This window comes from Roseinatronobacter sp. (assembly GCF_051859525.1).
GTDB lineage: Bacteria > Pseudomonadota > Alphaproteobacteria > Rhodobacterales > Rhodobacteraceae > Roseinatronobacter.
In genome coordinates this window covers 38,315-56,483 of the sequence record NZ_JBHYFM010000009.1, presented here as the reverse complement: position 1 = coordinate 56,483, position 18,169 = coordinate 38,315, and the positions used below count along the sequence as shown (strand labels likewise).

The window sequence follows — 18,169 nt, the reverse complement described above, 5'->3', positions numbered from 1 at the left end:
GCGTCCTTATTCCTTCGTAATCATCTGGGCCAAAATATCGGTTTCCGCCATGGCTTGCTGACGTGCGACGGCGGCGGTGTACCAATCGTCCATGGCCGCGCGCCCGGCATCGGGCATTTCGTCGATGATGGACAGCGCCGCCCCCAGATCACCGGCTTCCACAGCCGCGCCAGCGCGTGACATGATCGCGTCCGGGTCATCCCCTTCGCGCGGTACGGTCGAGCGCGCGCCGGTTTGGGCACGCAGAAAATTGACCACGCGTTCGGCGGGACCGTCTGCGGGCGCATCTTGCAAGCTGGCGCGGACAGCCGCACGCGCGGCAGGCGGGAAGCGGTCTTGCAACATCTCCAGCGTGGGAATTCCACTGGCGGCATTGTCGCGCAGCACATCGGGCACATCAAATCCGCCCTGTGCCACACGCTCAACCGCATCGCCGAAGGGTTGCCCTGTTTCCAGCGCGGCCACAATGGAATCAAGCCCCGATTGCGCAAGGGCTGCATCAATTGCGGCTTCGGCGGCGGTGACGCGGTTTTCGGCAAGATCGCGCAGATCGGCCATATCGGCCTGCATCTGCGCCAGTTCGGCCTCCAACCGGTCTTGCGTATCGCGCAAGCTTTCCGCCAGCGTGTCAATACGCCCTTCCAGCGATGAAAGATCGCCGGATGCCGCGTCGGCGCGATCCAGCGCTGCAATCTCGTCGCGCAGATCGGCCAGCTGGACCTCCAGCGGGGCAAGGTCGGGCGCGGCGGGCATATCCTGACGCAATGCAGCAAGATCGGCCTGAAGTGCGGCAAATTCGGCCTGATCAACGCCTTGATCCGCCGTGAAAAAATGCATGGTATAGCCTATGGCGCCCGCAGCGATCCCCCCCAGAAGGAACGGAAAGAAACCCAGCCTTTGGCCGGACTGCGGCACGGGCGCAGCATCAGGTATTGTCGCTGACGCAACCGCGGGCGCGTCAGGGCCTTCGGATTGTGACGCGGCGCGCGCAGGCTGGGCATCGGTGCCGTCCGGCTGGACCTTGGCATCGGGGGCATCTGGAACCGGCGTATCAGCGCCTTGCGGCAAAGCTTGTGTTTCCGACGTGTCCGTGGTCGCGCTTGGCACGCCATCGGTCGGCGGCGGGGTATCTGTCAACGCCCCCGCGACCGGTTCGGATTGTGCGGGTGCAGCGCTGTCATCGGGTTGCTCGGGTGCCACGCTGTCGCGCTTGGCACGAGTGGTGGCGGGCTTCGCGGCGGCGCTGGTGGCAGGCTTGGTATCTGGCGCGGCCTTGGCGGGTGTATCGGCTTTTGTCGCGGGGGTGGCGGTGGTTTCAGTGGCTTGGGGGTTTGGGTCATCGCTGGCGGGTTTGGGTTTCCGTGTCCGGGATGACGTTCCCTTGCTGGTCGTGTTACGCGCCAAAATCCAACCCTCACCTTTCACGCAGACAATGCTGCAACTTCATTCACAGGTCCCACCTTATCGCGGCTTTTCATTATCCTCAAGTTCGGCCTGCATGCACAGCACGGCATTGCGCATGGCTTCGCCGTCGGGATGGTCCACAACCGTCAGGCTGCTGCATTTACTGGCATTCAGGGCGGCCACGCAGGCATGCGAGATAACAATGACATGCAACTGCGCCCTGATCTGCGGCAGGGTTTCGCAGGCCCGCGCAAAAAGCCGGGCCGAGCGGGGCGAAAACAGCGGCACCACCACCGGCACGGGGCGCGACAACAGGTCGCGCGCCGCATCTGTCCAGTCGCAGGGCCGCTGGTCATAGACCACCACCTCGCGCGCGGGAAGTCCCGCCGCATCCAGTTCCTGCGCAAGGGCCATTGCCGCATGTGCGCCGCGCACATGCACCACGGGGCGGACCGGTTGTGCCGCCAGAAGGGCCGCGCGCAGCGACACGGCATTGCCCCCCGGTGCCTGCCGGATATCGTTGAACCCTGCATCGCGCGCCGCCTGCGCCGTGCGCGGACCAACACACCAAACAGGCAAGTTGCATGCACCGCCCAAGCCCATCCACCCCGCCACCCCGTGATGAGAGGTGAAGACCAATGTGCCCGCGCCCGCCGCGACCGCAAGATCGGCGGGGACATAGGCAATCTGCATCAGTGGTGCCACCAGCACGCCGCCCCGCCAGCCCGCAGCCGTGATGGCGCTGGCGAAATCTTGCGCCGCCTGTGCGGGCCGCGTGAGCAAAAGCGTGGCAGTCATGGGGTCATATGTCCTTGAAACCGGCTGCGGGATTGTGCGCATCTGTCCCAAGTGGTAGCGGGAAAGCATGCCCCATGGCAACCGGAGCGACAATGACCCCTGACATGCCCCTGACGGTTCTGGGCCTTGAAAGCAGTTGCGACGACACCGCCGCAGCCATCATCCGCCATGTGCCCCCTGCCCGCGCCGAAATCCTGTCCAATGTCGTTCTGGACCAGACCGACCTGCATGCGGCCTTCGGCGGGGTGGTGCCCGAACTGGCCGCGCGCGCCCATGCCGAGAAACTGGATCTGGCCGTCGAGGCCGCGCTGGAACAGGCGGCGGTGACACTGGACGGGGTGGATGCCATTGCCGTCACCGCCGGGCCGGGGCTGATTGGCGGGGTGCTGTCGGGCGTGATGCTGGCCAAGGGGCTGGCAGCCGCCACTGGCCTGCCGATGATCGGCGTGAACCACCTTGCAGGCCACGCGCTGACCCCGCGCCTGACAGACGGGGTGGACTTCCCCTATCTTATGCTGCTGGTGTCGGGCGGGCATTGCCAGTTCCTGATCGCGCATGCGCCCGACCGCTTTACCCGTCTTGGCGGCACCATCGACGATGCCCCCGGCGAGGCGTTTGACAAAACCGCGAAACTGCTGGCCCTGCCCCAACCCGGCGGGCCGTCCGTGCAGGCGCAGGCGGCAGGCGGAAATGCGGCGCGATTTGCCCTGCCGCGCCCGCTGCTGGACCGCGATGATTGCAATATGTCGTTTTCGGGCCTGAAAACCGCTGTGCTGCGCACCCGTGACAGCCTGATTGCCGAACATGGCGGGCTGCGCGCGGGGGACCGCGCCGACCTGTGCGCGGGTTTTCAACAGGCAGTGGCCGATGTGCTGGTCGCCAAATCCCGCCGCGCGCTGGCACAATATCTGGCGCTTGAACCGGCCATGCCGGTTTTTGCCGTGGCTGGCGGGGTTGCGGCCAATACCGTGCTGCGCGCAGGGCTGGAAGGGCTGGCGAAGCGGTTGGGCGTGCAGTTCATCGCACCGCCACTTGCGCTGTGCACCGATAACGCCGCCATGATCGCATGGGCGGGGCTGGAACGGCTGCGCATGGGCGCGTGCGACGACATGACACTGGCCGCGCGCCCGCGCTGGCCGCTGGACCAAACCGCCGCCCCCATGTTGGGGTCAGGCAAGAAAGGGGCAAAGGCATGAGCGTTGCAATCCTTGGCGCGGGGGCATTTGGCACCGCATTGGCCTGCGCGCTGGGTCAGGCGGCACAGGGGCGCGCCACGCTTTGGACCCGCGATGCGGACCACGCGCACGACATGGCGCGGATACGCGAAAACACCCGCCGCCTGCCCGGCATTCCGCTGCCTGACGGTGTTCAGGTCACCCATGAACTGGCCAGCATAGATGCGCAAACCCTGTTGCTGGCCATGCCCATGCAGGCCATGCGCGGGTTCTTGCAGGAAAATGCCACCTTCCTGACAGACCGCGTGCTGGTCGCCTGTTCCAAGGGGGTTGATCTGGACGTTCTGCTTGGCCCTGTGGGGGTGATAACCCAAACCCTGCCCGATGCGCGCGCGGCCCTTCTGACAGGGCCGAGTTTCGCCCATGACATCGCGCGCGGCCTGCCAACAGCCCTGACACTGGCCTGCGGGGATGCGGCACTGGGCAAGGCGCTGCAACTGGAACTGTCCACAAACGCGCTGCGGCTCTATCGCAACACGGACGTCACCGGCGCGGAACTGGGCGGCGCGCTGAAAAACGTGATCGCGATTGCCGCGGGCATGGTGATCGGCGCGGAAATGGGCGAATCCGCGCGCGCGGCGCTGATGGCGCGCGGCTATGCGGAAATGCAGCGCCTTGCCCTGTCGCTGGGGGCGCAACCCGATACATTGGCAGGGCTGTCGGGACTTGGCGATCTGATCCTGACCTGCGGGTCGGACAAATCGCGCAATTTCCGCTATGGTCTGGCGCTGGGATCGGGGGCCGAATTTGACCCCGCAACCACAGTGGAAGGGGCCGCAACCGCGCGCGCAGTGGCGCGCCTTGCGCAATCGCGCGGGCTAGACATGCCCATCACCCGCATGGTTGCCGCCATGATCGAGGGCTACCTGACCGTGACCGAAGCCCGCGACGCCCTGCTGGCCCGCCCCCTGATCGAAGAATAAACCCAAAAAGGAGGACAAGAATGCCGCTATATATGATGGTCTGCACCGACAAGGCGGGCGCATTGGACATTCGCAAGGCCAACCGGCAGGCGCATCTGGATTACATCGCGCAGACCGGCTGCGTGCAGATGGCGGGCCCGCTGCTGGATGATGCGGGCGAGATGGCGGGATCGCTGATCGTGCTGGACCTGCCCGACATGGCCGCCGCCACCGCATGGGGCGCGCAAGACCCTTATGCGAAAGCCGGACTGTTCGAGTCCGTGCGCCTTCAGGAATGGAAGAAGGTCATCGGCTGATGCGCTACTGGTTGATGAAATCGGAACCCGATGCCTTTGGCTGGGAAGATCTGGTGGCCAAGGGGGCGGCGGGCGAGGAATGGGACGGTGTGCGCAATTATCAGGCGCGCAACAACATGCGCGCGATGGAGCGGGGCGATCTGGCGTTTTTCTACCACTCGCAATCCGACAAGGCCGTGGTGGGAATATGCGAGGTGATTGCAACCGCGCATCCTGACAGCACCACTGACGACCCCCGCTGGGAATGTGTGGATGTGCGCGCAGTAAAGCCCTTCAAGCGCCCTGTGACACTGGCCATGGTCAAGGATGACCCGCGCCTGCAGGATATGGCGCTGGTGCGCACATCGCGCCTGTCGGTCCAGCCGGTCAGCCCGCAGGAATGGGAGATTATCTGCGCCCTTGGCGAAACGGCGGTATAGGCCCACCCGCAGGATTGAGTATTTTTGGCAAGATGAAACCGCTTATGTGCCGCAAAATGTGACCACTTCGGGGGTGTCGCGCGGGGCGGGCTGCGCATAGCCTTCGGCCCCGTCAATGGGCGTGAACGGGGCCTGCACGCGCGCCAGTAGCGCCATGAACGGGGCCATGTCGCCCGCATTGGCGGCATCCAGTGCGGCCTCGACCAGATGATTGCGTGGAATATAGACCGGATTGGCAGCGGCCGCACGGTCGGGCGTGTCTGCATCTGCCAGCGCCTGATAGGAGGCCAGCCAAGGGTCCAGAACCTGCGGATCGTCAAACAGGGTGCGCAGGCTGGTGGCATCGCCGCGCAGCGCATCGGGCAGCGCGCGGAAAAAGCTGGTGAAATCCACCCCCTGCGCTGTCCAGATCCGGTGCATATCGTCGATCAAGCTCGCATCCGGCGTGCGCAATCCCAGCTTGCGCGCGAACACATCCAGCCATGCCGCGCGATACTGGTCCTGTGCCTGCGCAATCACATCCGAGGCGCGGGCAATGGCGCGGTCCTCATCCGCATCAATCAGCGGCAAAAGCGCCTCGGCTAGCCGCGCAAGGTTCCAGAAGATGATCGCGGGCTGGTTGCCATAGGCATAGCGCCCCTGTTGGTCGATGGAACTGAATACAGTGGCGGGGTCATAGCGGTCCATGAACGCGCAGGGACCATAATCGATGGTTTCGCCTGAAATGGTGGTGTTGTCGGTGTTCATCACCCCATGCACAAAGCCCAGCCCCATCCATTGCGCCACAGTCTGCGCCTGACGCGCGGCCACGCGGTGCAGGAACTGGACGTAGCGTTCGGGCGTGCCGGTCAGGTCGGGGTCATGGCGGGCGATGGCGTAATCTGCCAGCTGGCGCAGTTTGTCCCCTTCGCCCCGCGCCGCGAAGAACTGGAATGTGCCCACGCGCAGATGGCTGGCCGCGACACGCGCCAGCACCGCACCCGGTTCCAGCCCGTTCTGGCGCAACACGCGGTCGCCAGTGGTGCAGGCCGCCAGCGCGCGGGTGGTGGGCACGCCCAGCGCGGCCATGGATTCCGATATCAGGTATTCGCGCAGCACCGGACCCAGCACCGCACGCCCGTCCCCGCCGCGCGCGAAGGGTGTGCGCCCCGACCCTTTCAGATGGATGTCCCAGCGCGCGCCGCCCCTGTCCACAACCTCGCCCAGCAGAATCGCGCGCCCGTCGCCCAGTTGCGGGGAAAACCCGCCGAACTGGTGGCCCGCATAGGCCATGGCCAGCGGGCGCGCGGTGTCGGGCAGCGCATGGCCGGTCAGCACGCCCGCATCCAGTGCGGCCACGTCCAACCCCAAATGATCCGCCAGCGCATCATTGCGCAGCACGATTTGCGGATCAGGCCAGTCCTGCCCCTGCCACGGGACATAGAGGCCCTGCAAGTCGCGGGCATAGCTGTGATCAAGGGTCAGGGGCATGGTTGCATCCGTGTGTCATGGCGTATCTGAATATGATCTAAGCCTTGGGGCGCGGGCGATCCAGTCCCCCTGTTGGGGATGGTGCATATCAGCGCGAGCGGTGGGGCATTCGCGGTTTGGTCTGATGCCGTCATTGGGGGAATGCCCAAGGCGCGGAATCAAGGGCGCAGCCCGCCGCGCCATCGGTGGGCCGTCCCGCGGCCTGCCGATTACGCTGATGGCAGGCCAGCCTTGAAAGACGGAGTATGCCGCCAGCATAAAGTGCGTTCCTTGAGCGTCGGATCGGCAGACCCCGGCCCACCGATGGCGCGGGCTTTATCCAAACGCGAAGGTCCGCAACAGGCCAGACCCACCCGCAAGCACGCGGTCTACCCCCGACGCGATCCCCGCGCCTAGCCGTCAACCTGATCCAGATACTCGCCGTATCCTTCGGCCTCCATCTCCTCTTTGGGGATGAAACGCAGCGATGCGGAATTGATGCAGTAGCGCAAACCACCACGATCGGGGGGCCCATCGGGGAACACATGGCCCAGATGGCTGTCGCCATGGGTGGAGCGCACTTCTACGCGGGTCATACCATGGCTGGTATCATGCAATTCAGCGATATGGGCAGGGACAAGGGGCTTGGTAAAACTGGGCCAGCCGCAGCCCGATTCGTATTTGTCGGCCGACGCAAAAAGCGGCTCCCCCGACACGATATCGACGTAAATGCCGGCGCGTTTATTGTCATTATACTCGCCGGACCAAGGGCGCTCTGTGCCGTTTTGCTGTGTCACGCGATACTGTTCAGGCGTCAGCGCATCTATGATTTCGGGGCGGCGTTCAAAGCGGGGCATCAGCACCTCCTGTTGCGGATCATGGGCAGGATATAAGTGCAATCCGCGCGGTTTCCATGCGTTTCACGCCACTTGTAACAGGACGCAACCGCGCCCCCGTATCCTGTGACGCTTGGCACTGGATTTCCCCGCACCGCTGGTGCATAAGGGCGCAACGCCATGCGGCAAATGACTATGGGTGTGACATGAAATTCCTGCTTCGCTTCGTGACCTGGTGGAACTACTCGACGCTGAACACAGCTTTTTTCACCTGGCGTCAGGGGGTTAAGGTCGGCGAGGATGATCAGGGAAATGTCTTCTACCGTTCCCGCGACAGCAAGAAACGCTGGGTCATCTATAACGGCGAATCCGAGGCCAGCCGCATTTCCCCCGACTGGCATGGCTGGTTGCATCACACATGGGACGAATTGCCCAGCGAACGCCCGTTGCAGCGCAAGGACTGGGAAAAACCGCATCAGGAAAACCTGACCGGCACGGCGCTGGCCTATGCGCCAAAAGGGTCAATCCGGCGGCAGAACCCGCAGCCCCGCACGGATTACGAGGCATGGACGCCGGAATGAACGGTTTGCGCCTTGTCTCACTGGTTTTGCGCCTGATGCGTATGGTCCAGCGGGCGCAACGCCAGCGGGCACGGCGCGGGCCGGCATCACGGCGTTGATCAAGCAAAGATGACTGCGCAGCGCTGGATTTCGGGGCGCGTATCGTGCATAACCCAGCGCAACAGACGGTTTCATACGGATCGGCCAGCATGGTGCGCAGCGCAGTTACATTTTTTCTGGTTTCAGCCTTTTTTGCCCCCGCAGCACTTGCGCAAGGCATCGCCATTCCGGGCGCGAGCGAACATTTCATGCGCGCTGATGGCGCGATCATACGCGGGCTGGACCGTGTGGCGGGAACCAGTGTCGATTTTGAGGTTGACCAGTCCAATGACGCGCGGATCGGTCACCTGATCGCCATGGTCAAGGAATGCCGCTACCCCGCCGACAACCCCGCCGGAGAGGCATTTGCCTGGATCGATGTCTATGACACCCGCGCGGATGAAATGCTGTTTTCCGGCTGGATGGTCGCGTCAAGCCCCGCGCTGAACGCGCTGGATCATGCGCGCTATGACCTTTGGGTCCTTAACTGCAAGACATCATAGGGATCAGGCAGCGGCTGGCCCAGAATATCCGCGTTCAGTTTCAGGGCCTTCGACAGGGTCCGGCGATAGGTCGCACGCGAGATCTCGACCCCGCCCAGACTGGCCAGATGGTCGTTCAGATATTGTGTATCAAACAACACGAAACCGCAGTTTCGCAGATGCGTGACCAGATAGGCCAGCGCGATTTTCGACGCATCCTTGCGGCGCGAAAACATGCTTTCCCCGCAAAACGCCCCGCCAAGGGCCACACCGTAAACCCCGCCGACCAGGTCCGCCCCTTCCCAGATTTCCAGTGAATGGCCGTGGCCCGCGCGGTGCAGGTCGTTGAACAGGCGGGTGATTTCGGCATTGATCCATGTGGTTTCGCGGGCGGCACAGCCCGCCATCACGCCCGCGAAATCATGGTTCAGCGTTACCTGAAACGGGGTTGTCCGGATGCACCGCGCCAGCGAGCGCGACATATGGAACCCGTCCAGCGGCATGACCCCGCGCGCCACGGGGTCAAACCAGTACAGCGCGTCATCATCGCGGCTTTCGGCCATGGGGAAAACGCCCTGCCGGTACGCCTGAAGCAATATATCGGCGGTCAGTCGCGGCTGCATGGCCGCGTCAGAATTCGGCCGCGCGGGCCTCATGGGCCATATGGTCCAGCACGGCATTCACGAATTTCTGTTCGCGGCTTTCGGGGAAAAACGCACCTGCAAGGGCCACGAATTCGCTGATCACCACCCGCACCGGCGTTTGCGCCGTCAGGAATTCCGCCCCTGCCGCACGGAACAAGGCGCGCAAGGTCGGGTCAATCCGCGCGATGGGCCATTTTGCCACAAGGGCACGGTCGGTCATCTGGTCAATCGCGCCCTGTCGTTCAACAGCGGCATCGACCAGCCGGCGAAAGAAATTGATGTCGGCCTCGGCCCAGGTTTCATCCTCGGTTTCGGCCCCGATGCGGTGCGCCTCGAATTCGCGCAGGGTCTCGCTGACGCCGCGATCCGATGCCTCCATCTGGAACAGGGCCTGAACGGCATAAAACCGTGCGGCGCCGCGCAGGGCGCGCTTTTCTTCGACTGTCGGGGATTTCTTGTTCTGTTCCATGTTCACGCTACCGGTGTTCCGTTACCGCCCGCAATGTCGAATTCCGTGCGTTCGGGCAGGAAGCCCACGGACCGTTTCGCGCCCCCCCAGCGCCGCGCAAGCGCGATCAGGTGCAACGCCGCCGCTGCGGCACCGCCGCCCTTGTTCTGGCCCGCGGCCTCGGCGCGGACCTGTGCCTGCGCGCGGTTCTCAACCGTCAGGATACCATTGCCAATGCAGGCCCCCTGCAAGCCCAGAAGGGTAATCGCGCGCGAACTGTCATTGCACACAGTGTCATAATGCGTGGTTTCCCCGCGAATAACACAGCCCAGCGCCACGAACCCGTCGAAATTCGACATGCGGAACGCCTGCCCGATGGCCGTGGGCACTTCCAGCGCGCCCGGCACCTCAATGGTGTCATGGCTGCCGCCTGCGGCCTCTATCTCGGCGCGGGCACCGGCCAGCATCTGGTCGGTGATGTCCTTGTAATAGGGGGACACAACAATCAGCAGTTTCGGCGCGCGGTCGAATTCTGGGCGGGGCAGCGTGTAATGGGTTTCATGTCCGGCCATATCAGGCGCCTTTCACAGAAGGTATCTTGCGCGTGCCGGTAATGGACAGGCCATAGCCGTCCAGCCCCACCACGCGCGGCGTTGCAGAATTGGTCAACAGGATCAGGTCATGCAACCCCAGTGATGACAGGATCTGCGCCCCCAGCCCGTATTGACGCAATGTTTGCGGCGAACTGTCGGACGCGGTCATTTTCATATGCGTGTCGCGCAGCAGCACCAGCACGCCGCGCCCTTCTTGCGCGATCAGGCGCATGGCATCTGCGAATTCATCCGCGCGCCCCGTGCCGCCTGTGCCGACCATATCCAGCAGGGGGTCAAACGCATGCATGCGCACCAGAACGGGGTCAGGCGTTGTGATATCGCCCTTGATCAGCACGACATGTTCGGCCCCTTGCGTCGTGTCGGAATACACCCGCATCACCCATTCGCCCCCGAATTCCGAGGTGATCTTTTCTTCCTGCATGACCCGCACAAGGTTGTCATGCCGCCTGCGATAGGCAATCAGGTCCGAAATCGTGCCGATTTTCAGGCCGTGTTTCTGCGCGAAACCCACAAGGTCGGGCAGGCGCGCCATTTCGCCATCTTCTTTCATAACTTCGCAGATCACGCCGGACGGGTTCAGCCCCGCAAGGCGGGAAATATCGACCGCAGCTTCGGTATGGCCCGCACGCACCAACACGCCGCCATCGCGCGCACGCAGCGGAAAGACATGGCCGGGCGTGGCGATATCGGCCGCGCCCTTGTCAGCGTCAATCGCAACCGCAACCGTGCGCGCACGGTCATAGGCCGAAATGCCCGTGGACACACCTTCGCGCGCCTCAATGGACACAGTGAAGGCGGTTTCATGGCGCGATGAATTGCTGGACGCCATCAGCGGCAGGCCCAACTGGTCGATCCGTTCCCCCGGCAGGGTCAGGCAGATCAGCCCCTTGCCATGGGTCGCCATGAAATTGATCACCTCTGGCGTGGCCATCTGCGCAGGGATTACCAGATCCCCTTCATTCTCGCGGTCCTCATGGTCCACAAGAATGAACATGCGGCCATTGCGGGCCTCGTTGATGATCTCTTCGATGGTCGAGATGGCATCACGCCAGTTCTGCTCGACCTCGCCGGGGGTTTCATAGGTCATGGCGGGCTATCCTTCATTCTACATCTGGCCAGATAGCCCAAAGCAGGCGGCGGGAAAAGGGGCAAAGGATCACGGGAACGCCACGCAACGCACGCCGTGGTAGCCGGATATTTGTCCCTTGCTGGCACATTGGCACATCCCGACAAGATGAAACAGGTGCCCCATGAAAACTGTCCGGACCCTTGCTGCGGAAATCGTCGCCCGCGAAGGCGGCTTCGTCAATGACCCCGATGATCCCGGCGGGGCCACAAATTTCGGCGTCACTATCCATACGCTGCGCCGCCTGCGGCCGGGCGCGCAGGTCACTGTGGACGATGTGCGCGCCCTGACCCGCGAACAGGCGATCGATATTTATGTGGACCATTATTTCACCCGCCCCCGCATTACCGAGTTGCCCGAACCGCTATGGGCCACGGTGTTTGACATGTATGTGAATGCAGGCGCGAATGCTGTGCGCATCCTGCAACGCCTGCTGGTGCAAATGGGGCTGGATGTGGCCACAGACGGCGTGATCGGCCCGCAAACCATTGCAGCCACGCACCGTGCCTATGATATGGCACCGTCGCATCTGGTCGATGCCTACGGGATTGCGCGGCGCGATTATTATTACCGCATTGCCGACCAACGCCCCGCCAGCCGCAAATTCGCCCGCAGGCGCGATGGCGGCAAGGGCGGCTGGATCACCCGCGCCGAGGAATTCATCAGCGCACGCTTCCACCTGACGGACGCGCAGCACCGTGAACGGGTGCGGGGATGGGGGTAGTGGCAGGCATTGGCCTGTTGCGGTCCGTCGCACTTGGATAAAGCCCGCGCTATCGGTGGGCCGGGGTCTGCCGATCCGACGTCATAGAAGTTCACTTTATGCTGGCGGCATATTTCGACTTACAAGGCTTGGCCTGCCATCAGGGTAATCGGCAGGCCGCGGGACGGCCCGCCGATGGTGCGGCGGCCTGCGGCCTTGATTCCGCACTTTGGGGCAATACCCAATGGCCGCAACAGGCCATGCCCTCCCCTTCCCCCTTGCCCGTCTTTCCACCCCGAACCCTGCAAAAGGACCAATCCCATGATCCGATCCCTGTTCGGCCTGCTGTTTGGCGGTGCCCGCGAAGCCCGCGCATTGGGGCAGACCGTCACATCCGTCGCCGAAGTTTTCCGCCCCAATGCCACCCGCGCGATGGAACTGGGCCATGATGCCTACAAGGCCGCCCATGCCAGCCACAGCGCGGAATTCCAGTTCGGGCGCGGAGGCTGGTTTGATTCGGCAGTGAACGGGCTGAACCGCCTGCCCCGCCCGCTTCTGGCGCTTGGCACATTGGGGTTGTTCGTCTATGCCATGGCAGACCCTGACGGTTTTGGCCTGCGCATGCTGGCCTTGTCTGCGGTGCCTGACCCCTTGTGGTGGTTATTGGGGGCGGTTGTGGCCTTCTACTTCGGCGCACGAGAGGCGCACCATCTGCGCTGCACCAGAATGCCACCACGAACGGAGATTACACAAACGCCTGTCGCGCAGCCCCAAACGCAAGATGCGCCGCAAAACCCCGCCCTTGCGGAATGGCAACAGCGCACGGACTAAGCCCTGCGCCCCCCCCAGTCAGAAGGCTTGTCAGGAGCCTTGTTTCAGGAAATCCTCTTCCTCGCCGGTGACGTCGATGCCAAGTTCTTCCAGCCCGTTTTCAAGGTTTTCAGCCAGATGTGGCATGCCAAGCAGATAATCTGCCGTAGGCGTGGTGGCTTCGGTAATGGCGGTTGCGACAGCTTCGGCGTAATCCTCCGGCTCGAACGCGCCGCGTCCGACCCACGCAACGGCGGTCAGACTGGCCTTCTCATCGTCGTTCAGCGCATCCATGAAGGCATGCACCTGTGCCTCGCCCACAGCGCCTTCGCGGGCCAGATAGATGATGTGAACAACCTTGCGCGGGCTGATTGCAAGCATGCCGTCCTCCTGTTGCCAACGCGCCAAGTGTCGCGCAAAGGGCGCTGGCTTGCAACAGATTTCGCGTCTTGCATCGTGCTGGCGAACAGGTCGCGAAGGGGGACGGGCCAGATGTGGCCGAAGGCGGGCGTCATCCGGATTTGCCGCCAAATACCCTGTAATAGGCCCAATCGGGCAGAAAGTTCGCGCCACGAAACAGCCATGAGAACACACGCGGAAAGGCGCGCTGGAATTTGTGCCCGCGCATCAGTGCCATGATTTCCGATGCCGCCTGTTCAGGCTCCATCAGAAAGGGCATGTTGAAATCGTTCTTGTCTGTCAACCGCGTGCGGATGAACCCCGGAATGGCAAGCTGCACATCCACACCAGTGCCGCGCAGATCCGCATGCATCGATTCGGCCAGATGCATCAGCCCCGCCTTGCTGGAACTATACCCGATGGACCCCGGCAAGCCACGATACCCCGACAGCGACCCGACAATCACGATATGGCCCTGTTCGCGCGCCACCATATTCGGCACCACCTGCCCCAGAACCCGCGCGGCCCCTGTCAGGTTTACGTCGAACATCGCCTCTGCCTTCTCGGCGTCCCAGTTCTGCGCGGCAAAAGGCCAGTAAACCCCTGCCAGCCACACCAGCCCGTCCACAGGCCCTGCTTCGCGCGCCGCCACCAGAACAGATGCCCTGTCGGCCACATCGCATGTTACGACACGCGCCTCATTGGGCAATTCCGCAGCAAGGGTCTGCAATGTATCGGCATTGCGCCCCGACAGCACCAGCGAACAGCCCGCAAGGGACAATTGCTGCGCCAGCGCACGGCCCAGCCCCTCGGATGCGCCGACCAGCCAGTAGGTTTTGCCGGAAAGCCCCCTCATGCGTCGATCTTGCGCATCGTGGCGACCAGTTCGGCCACCTTGATTCCGAATTTCCGGAACTGGCTGCGGTTGATGATTGTCTTGTCATCGACCAGATACATCCAGTCCGTGACTTGCAACGCATGCCCGCCCGCACTTTCCGGCAGGCGAATGGTGTAATTCAGGCACACGGCCGATCCTTCCTGCTGGCCCTGACCGGTGCGTGTCAGGTCATCGGCTTCGGCCTTGATCGCGCCGTCATTTCCCAGCGTCAGCCGCCATTCGCGGTCCTGTTTGGTGCCGCTATCATAGGTGAAATGTTCGGACAGGACGCCGCGATTGCCATCCCAGCGCCCTTCCATATTCGCCGTGAACCGCGATGTGACACGCCCCAAGGGGCCGTAAATCACCCCTTCGCAGCGGATCGGGCCGGACAGGTGCTGGCGAATGTCGATGCGCGGCTCCAACCCCGCATAATCCGACGGCTTTTGCGCCCCGAACCCGCGCAAGCGCTGCATCAGCGCAAGAAGCGCCAGCATCAGGGCCATTCCTGTCAGCACAGTCAGCAAGGTGGTCATGGTCATTTCTCCGTCAGGGGCGTCAGTGCCAGCAGCACTATTGCCAGAAGTTTCAATACCGAAGGCAGCGCAGCATATAGCAGCACCAGCGCCAAAATCGCGCTGTCGGGGTTTTCGGGTCCGGCGGCAAAGCCGCTAAGATCCAGCACAGGAAAGACGATCACCGCCGCAATCGCCAATGTGGCCTTGGTGACGAAGGCCCACAGGCCGAACCCCTGCGCCGCATCGGGCGACAATTCCGCCATGCGCGACGCGAAAATGGCGGGCAGCAGCGTCAAATCAGCGCCAATACCCGCCCCCGACAGGACACAGATCAGCGCAAATAATGCAATGTCACCGGGGCCAAGCATCAGCACAAACACGAAACTTGTGGCCGCCAGCGCCATGCCTGAAACCAGCGCCGTTTTTGCCCCGATCCGCCGCGCCAGCCGCGCCCATAGCGGCGCGGATGCGGCCGCGGACAGGAACAGCAGGATTAGCAGCGGCCCTTCCCAGCCATCCGCCTGAAGCACCGTTTCGGCATAGAACAAAAACAGGGTCGAGGTTACGGCCACCGGCAACGCATTGACCAGCGCGACCAGCAACAAGCGCCGCGCGATGCGGTCCGCCGCAATCTCGCGCAAGCGCAAGACGGGCGCGTCAACGCGCTGGGGTGCGGCCAGCCGCCCCCATTCGGACCGCATCGCCCAAAGCGCAAGCCCCGCCATCATCGCAAAACCCAGTGCAAACCCCGTGAACGGTTGCGCCAGAACGCCCGCAAGGGCCACAGGTGCCGCAGCCGCCAGACACACCCCCAGAAGTGCGCCCGTCTCGCGCCAGCCTGCCAGCCGCACATGCCCGCCCGCGCCCAATTCTGTCCCGCGCGCTGTGCCCGTGGCATAAAAGCAGATCGTCAGGAACGAATAGGTCGAGAACAGCACCGTCAACGACAACGCGAACCACAGCATTGGCGAAAAGGCCGGCGGAATGGCAAACAGCGCCAGCATTGCAAGGGCCATCAGGACACCGGCAATCCCCACAGCCTGCGCGCGCGCATGGCGCAGCCGTCCGGCCAGCCAGCCCAGCGCCGGATCCTGCACGAAATCCAGCCCCCGCAACACAAACAGGACTGTACCCAGCGCCGCCAGCGACACGGCATATTCATCAACATAGAATTTCGGTGCGTGTATATAGATCGGCAGTCCCGCCATGGCCAGCAGCCCGCCAAACACGGCATAGCCCCACAGCGCGGGGGATAGGGGCTGTTGTGTCGCGGCGCTTGCGGTCGTCATTGGCTGACCTCGGATGCGGGCGGTTCGGGGCGCGCGCGAAACGGCGCACCGCGCCACCACAGTTTGACTGCCTGCCAATGGATCAGCGCCAGCACCCTGCGCGACCCGAAGGGCCGCCGCAGCATCGCCGCCAGCAAACGGCGCGATGTCAGCGGCGCGCGCGGCCCTGTCAAGGTCGCCACCAGACCTGCGCCCCTGGCTTCGTCATTCTGGGTGTAGGAAATGCGGATATTGACCTTGTCATCCGAGATGTCGAAGCGGAAGGCATATTGCCCCGCCACCGGCTGGAACGGCGAGACATGGAATATCTTCTGCGCGCCAAGTTCATCTTGCGCCGTGATGACAGACTGGTCCGGTTTGACACACAAGTAGGAATGCCGGTCGCCATAGGTGTTGTTCACTTCAGCTATGACCGCGCGCAGCCCGCCCGCAGGGTCATGGCACAGCCAGAAACTGACAGGGTTGAACAAATGGCCCAGAATGCGCGGCTGTGTCAGCAACAACAGCGCGCCCCCTGCCACGCTGTCCAGACCATGTGCCGCCAGAACCTGCCGCACCCACGCAGCCCCTGTTCCCTGCCCCGGCGCGCCGCCATGGTCGCGGTCGCGCAGGGACACCAGACCGGCACGGTTGCGCACCAGCAGACGCGGCAGGCGCAGCGGCTTTTCGGCGTCGAACAGCACATAATCGACGCCATAGCTGAACCGGTTGTCAACCGGCCCCCGCCGCCCGTGAAAGGTGCGCCCCGCGATATGGTCAATGCCTGTCATTGCGCCGCCACCTGTTGCGCGGCCCCGTTCATCGCGCGCGCCACATCGACGGCACTTGCAAACCCGTCCTCGTGAAAGCCATTGCGCATCCATGCACCGCAAAACCATGTGCGATTGGTGCCGTTGAACGCGCGAATATCGCTTTGGGCCTGCAATGCGCCCGCATCATAGACGGGGTGGTCAAAACTATAGGTGTCGTAAATGCATTCCTCGCGCACGGGGTGGTTTGCATTCAGGGTCACGAACATGGGGTCATCATGCGGGATGGGTTGCAGCGAATTCATCCAGTAGCTTAGGGAAATACGCTCACGATCCGCAGGGCCGCGTTCGGTATAGACCCAGCTGGACCAGCATTTGCGCCGCTTGGGCATAACGGCAGGATCACTGTGCAAAATCGCATCATTGCTTTGATAGCGCACTGCGCCAAGGGCTGCGGCCTCGGCCGCGGACGGATCGGCCAGCAGGCGCAAGGTCACATCGGAATGGGTTGCAAAGACGATTTCGTCAAATTCCTCGGCCTCCATACCATGCGCCTTGACCTGCACCCCAAGCGGCCCGCGGGTGACCGATTGCACAGGCGTGGCTGGGCGCAACCGCACACCCACACGTTCCAGATGGTCGCTTAACCGGCGCACATATTCGATCGATCCGCCCTTGACCGTGTACCATTGATGCTGCCCCTCATACCCCAAAAGGGCATGATTGCTGAAGAAACGCATCATCGCCTGCGCGGGGAAGTCCAGAATTTTGCGCGTTGGCGTGGACCAGATCGCGCCGGAGAATGGCAACAGATACCTGTCGCGGAACCAGTTCCCCGTGCCCAGCCGGTCCAGAAGCCCCCCGATACTTAGCGCAGGATCACTGACAGCCACGCGCGGCGCGTGTTTGTTGAAATGCAAGATATCGCGCATCATGCGCCAGTATCGCGGGTCCGCGATATTGCGGCGTGTGGCGAACACTTCGTCAATGCCCGACAGGCTGTATTCAAAACGGCCCGCATCAAACGACACACCAAAACTCATATTCGAGGGCGCGACCGGCACATCAAGGCGTTCGAACACATTGGCCAGATTGGGATAATTCGTGTAGTTGAACACGATAAAGCCGGTATCGACGGGCTGCGCGCCCGTCTTGCCCGCCAGCACAGTGCGTGCATGCCCGCCAAGGCGCGGCTCCGACTCGAACAAGGTGACGCGGTGACGCTGCGCCAGCAGATAGGCCGCCCCCAACCCCGAGATCCCCCCCCCGATTACGGCAATACGACGGGCAGGGACATCTAGCATTTCGAACGGCATTAACTGGCACTCCGGTATTTTTCTGGCTTTTATCTTCTACGCAGGGACCACATGGGCAGATCACTGCAAAAAAACTTCTGTCCCTCATGACATGTTTTTTGATCTGCCACCCTCTTGCAGCCGTAACACTGGCATGTTTGATCAGACCTGTGACGATACAATCACGCAACTTGCG

General features: G+C 63.1%; 22 protein-coding genes. 8 read left to right on the top strand and 14 right to left on the bottom strand.

Features of this window, described 5'->3' with window-relative positions; translation table 11 throughout:
• Window positions 1–6: 6 nt before the first annotated feature.
• On the bottom strand, window positions 7–1,404 hold the full coding sequence (locus tag ACTIE1_RS09425; RefSeq protein ID WP_439562817.1) for a hypothetical protein: 1,398 nt from the start codon (window positions 1,402–1,404) through the stop codon (window positions 7–9).
• A gap of 57 nt (window positions 1,405–1,461) precedes the next feature.
• Window positions 1,462–2,202: a uroporphyrinogen-III synthase gene (locus tag ACTIE1_RS09420; protein WP_439562816.1), complete on the bottom strand. Its 741-nt coding sequence runs from the start codon at window positions 2,200–2,202 to the stop codon at window positions 1,462–1,464.
• A gap of 104 nt (window positions 2,203–2,306) precedes the next feature.
• On the opposite strand from ACTIE1_RS09420, the gene tsaD reads away from it, so the two are divergent.
• Genes tsaD through ACTIE1_RS09400 form a run of 4 tightly spaced genes read left to right on the top strand, consistent with a single transcriptional unit; the run spans window position 2,307 to window position 5,075 of the window.
• Window positions 2,307–3,398 carry a tRNA (adenosine(37)-N6)-threonylcarbamoyltransferase complex transferase subunit TsaD gene (gene tsaD / locus ACTIE1_RS09415; RefSeq protein WP_439563355.1) on the top strand — a complete coding sequence of 364 codons (1,092 nt, stop codon included), beginning with the start codon at window positions 2,307–2,309 and terminating at the stop codon, window positions 3,396–3,398.
• Window positions 3,395–4,360 carry an NAD(P)H-dependent glycerol-3-phosphate dehydrogenase gene (locus ACTIE1_RS09410; protein ID WP_439562814.1) on the top strand — a complete coding sequence of 322 codons (966 nt, stop codon included), beginning with the start codon at window positions 3,395–3,397 and terminating at the stop codon, window positions 4,358–4,360. The genes tsaD and ACTIE1_RS09410 overlap by 4 nt, the downstream gene beginning before the upstream one ends.
• Before the next feature lie 20 nt (window positions 4,361–4,380).
• Window positions 4,381–4,656 (top strand): YciI family protein, encoded by a 276-nt coding sequence (locus ACTIE1_RS09405; RefSeq protein ID WP_439562813.1) that lies wholly within the window; start codon window positions 4,381–4,383, stop codon window positions 4,654–4,656.
• Entirely contained in the window at window positions 4,656–5,075 is a 420-nt protein-coding gene (locus ACTIE1_RS09400) for an EVE domain-containing protein (protein ID WP_439562812.1), read from the top strand. Before ACTIE1_RS09405 ends, ACTIE1_RS09400 begins: the two co-directional genes overlap by 1 nt.
• 42 nt (window positions 5,076–5,117) lie before the next feature.
• Here ACTIE1_RS09400 and ACTIE1_RS09395 read toward each other — a convergent pair whose 3' ends face one another.
• Together ACTIE1_RS09395 and msrB are read right to left on the bottom strand one after the other, a co-directional pair.
• Window positions 5,118–6,545, bottom strand: a complete 1,428-nt coding sequence (locus ACTIE1_RS09395; RefSeq protein ID WP_439562811.1) for a protein adenylyltransferase SelO — start codon at window positions 6,543–6,545, stop codon at window positions 5,118–5,120.
• Window positions 6,546–6,937: 392 nt separating this feature from the next.
• Window positions 6,938–7,381 carry a peptide-methionine (R)-S-oxide reductase MsrB gene (gene msrB / locus ACTIE1_RS09390; RefSeq protein WP_439562810.1) on the bottom strand — a complete coding sequence of 148 codons (444 nt, stop codon included), beginning with the start codon at window positions 7,379–7,381 and terminating at the stop codon, window positions 6,938–6,940.
• A gap of 185 nt (window positions 7,382–7,566) precedes the next feature.
• On the opposite strand from msrB, the gene ACTIE1_RS09385 reads away from it, so the two are divergent.
• Window positions 7,567–7,941: an NADH:ubiquinone oxidoreductase subunit NDUFA12 gene (locus ACTIE1_RS09385; RefSeq protein ID WP_439562809.1), complete on the top strand. Its 375-nt coding sequence runs from the start codon at window positions 7,567–7,569 to the stop codon at window positions 7,939–7,941.
• Window positions 7,942–8,129: 188 nt separating this feature from the next.
• Entirely contained in the window at window positions 8,130–8,522 is a 393-nt protein-coding gene (locus ACTIE1_RS09380; protein ID WP_439562808.1) for a DUF2155 domain-containing protein, read from the top strand.
• On the opposite strand, the gene aat is transcribed toward ACTIE1_RS09380, so the two are convergent.
• Genes aat through ribB form a run of 4 tightly spaced genes read right to left on the bottom strand, consistent with a single transcriptional unit; the run spans window position 8,486 to window position 11,294 of the window.
• On the bottom strand, window positions 8,486–9,124 hold the full coding sequence (gene aat, locus ACTIE1_RS09375) for a leucyl/phenylalanyl-tRNA--protein transferase (RefSeq protein ID WP_439562823.1): 639 nt from the start codon (window positions 9,122–9,124) through the stop codon (window positions 8,486–8,488). The two genes, ACTIE1_RS09380 and aat, sit on opposite strands and share 37 nt — an antisense overlap.
• Window positions 9,125–9,131: 7 nt before the next feature.
• Window positions 9,132–9,614 (bottom strand): transcription antitermination factor NusB, encoded by a 483-nt coding sequence (gene nusB, locus ACTIE1_RS09370; protein WP_439562807.1) that lies wholly within the window; start codon window positions 9,612–9,614, stop codon window positions 9,132–9,134.
• 2 nt (window positions 9,615–9,616) lie between these two features.
• Window positions 9,617–10,165 carry a 6,7-dimethyl-8-ribityllumazine synthase gene (locus ACTIE1_RS09365; RefSeq protein WP_439562806.1) on the bottom strand — a complete coding sequence of 183 codons (549 nt, stop codon included), beginning with the start codon at window positions 10,163–10,165 and terminating at the stop codon, window positions 9,617–9,619.
• 1 nt (window position 10,166) lies between these two features.
• Window positions 10,167–11,294 carry a 3,4-dihydroxy-2-butanone-4-phosphate synthase gene (ribB, locus tag ACTIE1_RS09360; protein WP_439562805.1) on the bottom strand — a complete coding sequence of 376 codons (1,128 nt, stop codon included), beginning with the start codon at window positions 11,292–11,294 and terminating at the stop codon, window positions 10,167–10,169.
• A 163-nt stretch (window positions 11,295–11,457) separates the two neighbouring features.
• Between ribB and ACTIE1_RS09355 the strand changes: the two genes are divergently transcribed.
• Together ACTIE1_RS09355 and ACTIE1_RS09350 are read left to right on the top strand one after the other, a co-directional pair.
• The gene (locus tag ACTIE1_RS09355; RefSeq protein ID WP_439562804.1) at window positions 11,458–12,057 is read left to right on the top strand and encodes a holin-associated N-acetylmuramidase; all 600 of its coding nucleotides are present in this window, start codon (window positions 11,458–11,460) and stop codon (window positions 12,055–12,057) included.
• A 300-nt stretch (window positions 12,058–12,357) separates the two neighbouring features.
• Window positions 12,358–12,867 (top strand): holin family protein, encoded by a 510-nt coding sequence (locus ACTIE1_RS09350; protein ID WP_439562803.1) that lies wholly within the window; start codon window positions 12,358–12,360, stop codon window positions 12,865–12,867.
• A 30-nt stretch (window positions 12,868–12,897) separates the two neighbouring features.
• Here ACTIE1_RS09350 and ACTIE1_RS09345 read toward each other — a convergent pair whose 3' ends face one another.
• From ACTIE1_RS09345 to ACTIE1_RS09320, 6 genes are all read right to left on the bottom strand, one after another.
• Window positions 12,898–13,227 carry a DUF3775 domain-containing protein gene (locus ACTIE1_RS09345; protein WP_439562802.1) on the bottom strand — a complete coding sequence of 110 codons (330 nt, stop codon included), beginning with the start codon at window positions 13,225–13,227 and terminating at the stop codon, window positions 12,898–12,900.
• A gap of 130 nt (window positions 13,228–13,357) precedes the next feature.
• Window positions 13,358–14,101, bottom strand: coding sequence for an SDR family NAD(P)-dependent oxidoreductase (locus tag ACTIE1_RS09340; protein WP_439562801.1), 744 nt, complete (start codon window positions 14,099–14,101; stop codon window positions 13,358–13,360).
• Window positions 14,098–14,658, bottom strand: coding sequence for a DUF3833 domain-containing protein (locus ACTIE1_RS09335; protein ID WP_439562800.1), 561 nt, complete (start codon window positions 14,656–14,658; stop codon window positions 14,098–14,100). The genes ACTIE1_RS09340 and ACTIE1_RS09335 overlap by 4 nt, the downstream gene beginning before the upstream one ends.
• 2 nt (window positions 14,659–14,660) lie before the next feature.
• A complete protein-coding gene (locus ACTIE1_RS09330; RefSeq protein ID WP_439562799.1) occupies window positions 14,661–15,929 on the bottom strand; it encodes an MFS transporter in 1,269 nt (422 codons plus the stop codon).
• Window positions 15,926–16,699, bottom strand: coding sequence for a DUF1365 domain-containing protein (locus ACTIE1_RS09325; RefSeq protein ID WP_439562798.1), 774 nt, complete (start codon window positions 16,697–16,699; stop codon window positions 15,926–15,928). The genes ACTIE1_RS09330 and ACTIE1_RS09325 overlap by 4 nt, the downstream gene beginning before the upstream one ends.
• Window positions 16,696–17,994, bottom strand: a complete 1,299-nt coding sequence (locus ACTIE1_RS09320) for an NAD(P)/FAD-dependent oxidoreductase (RefSeq protein WP_439562797.1) — start codon at window positions 17,992–17,994, stop codon at window positions 16,696–16,698. Before ACTIE1_RS09320 ends, ACTIE1_RS09325 begins: the two co-directional genes overlap by 4 nt.
• Window positions 17,995–18,169 lie beyond the last annotated feature (175 nt).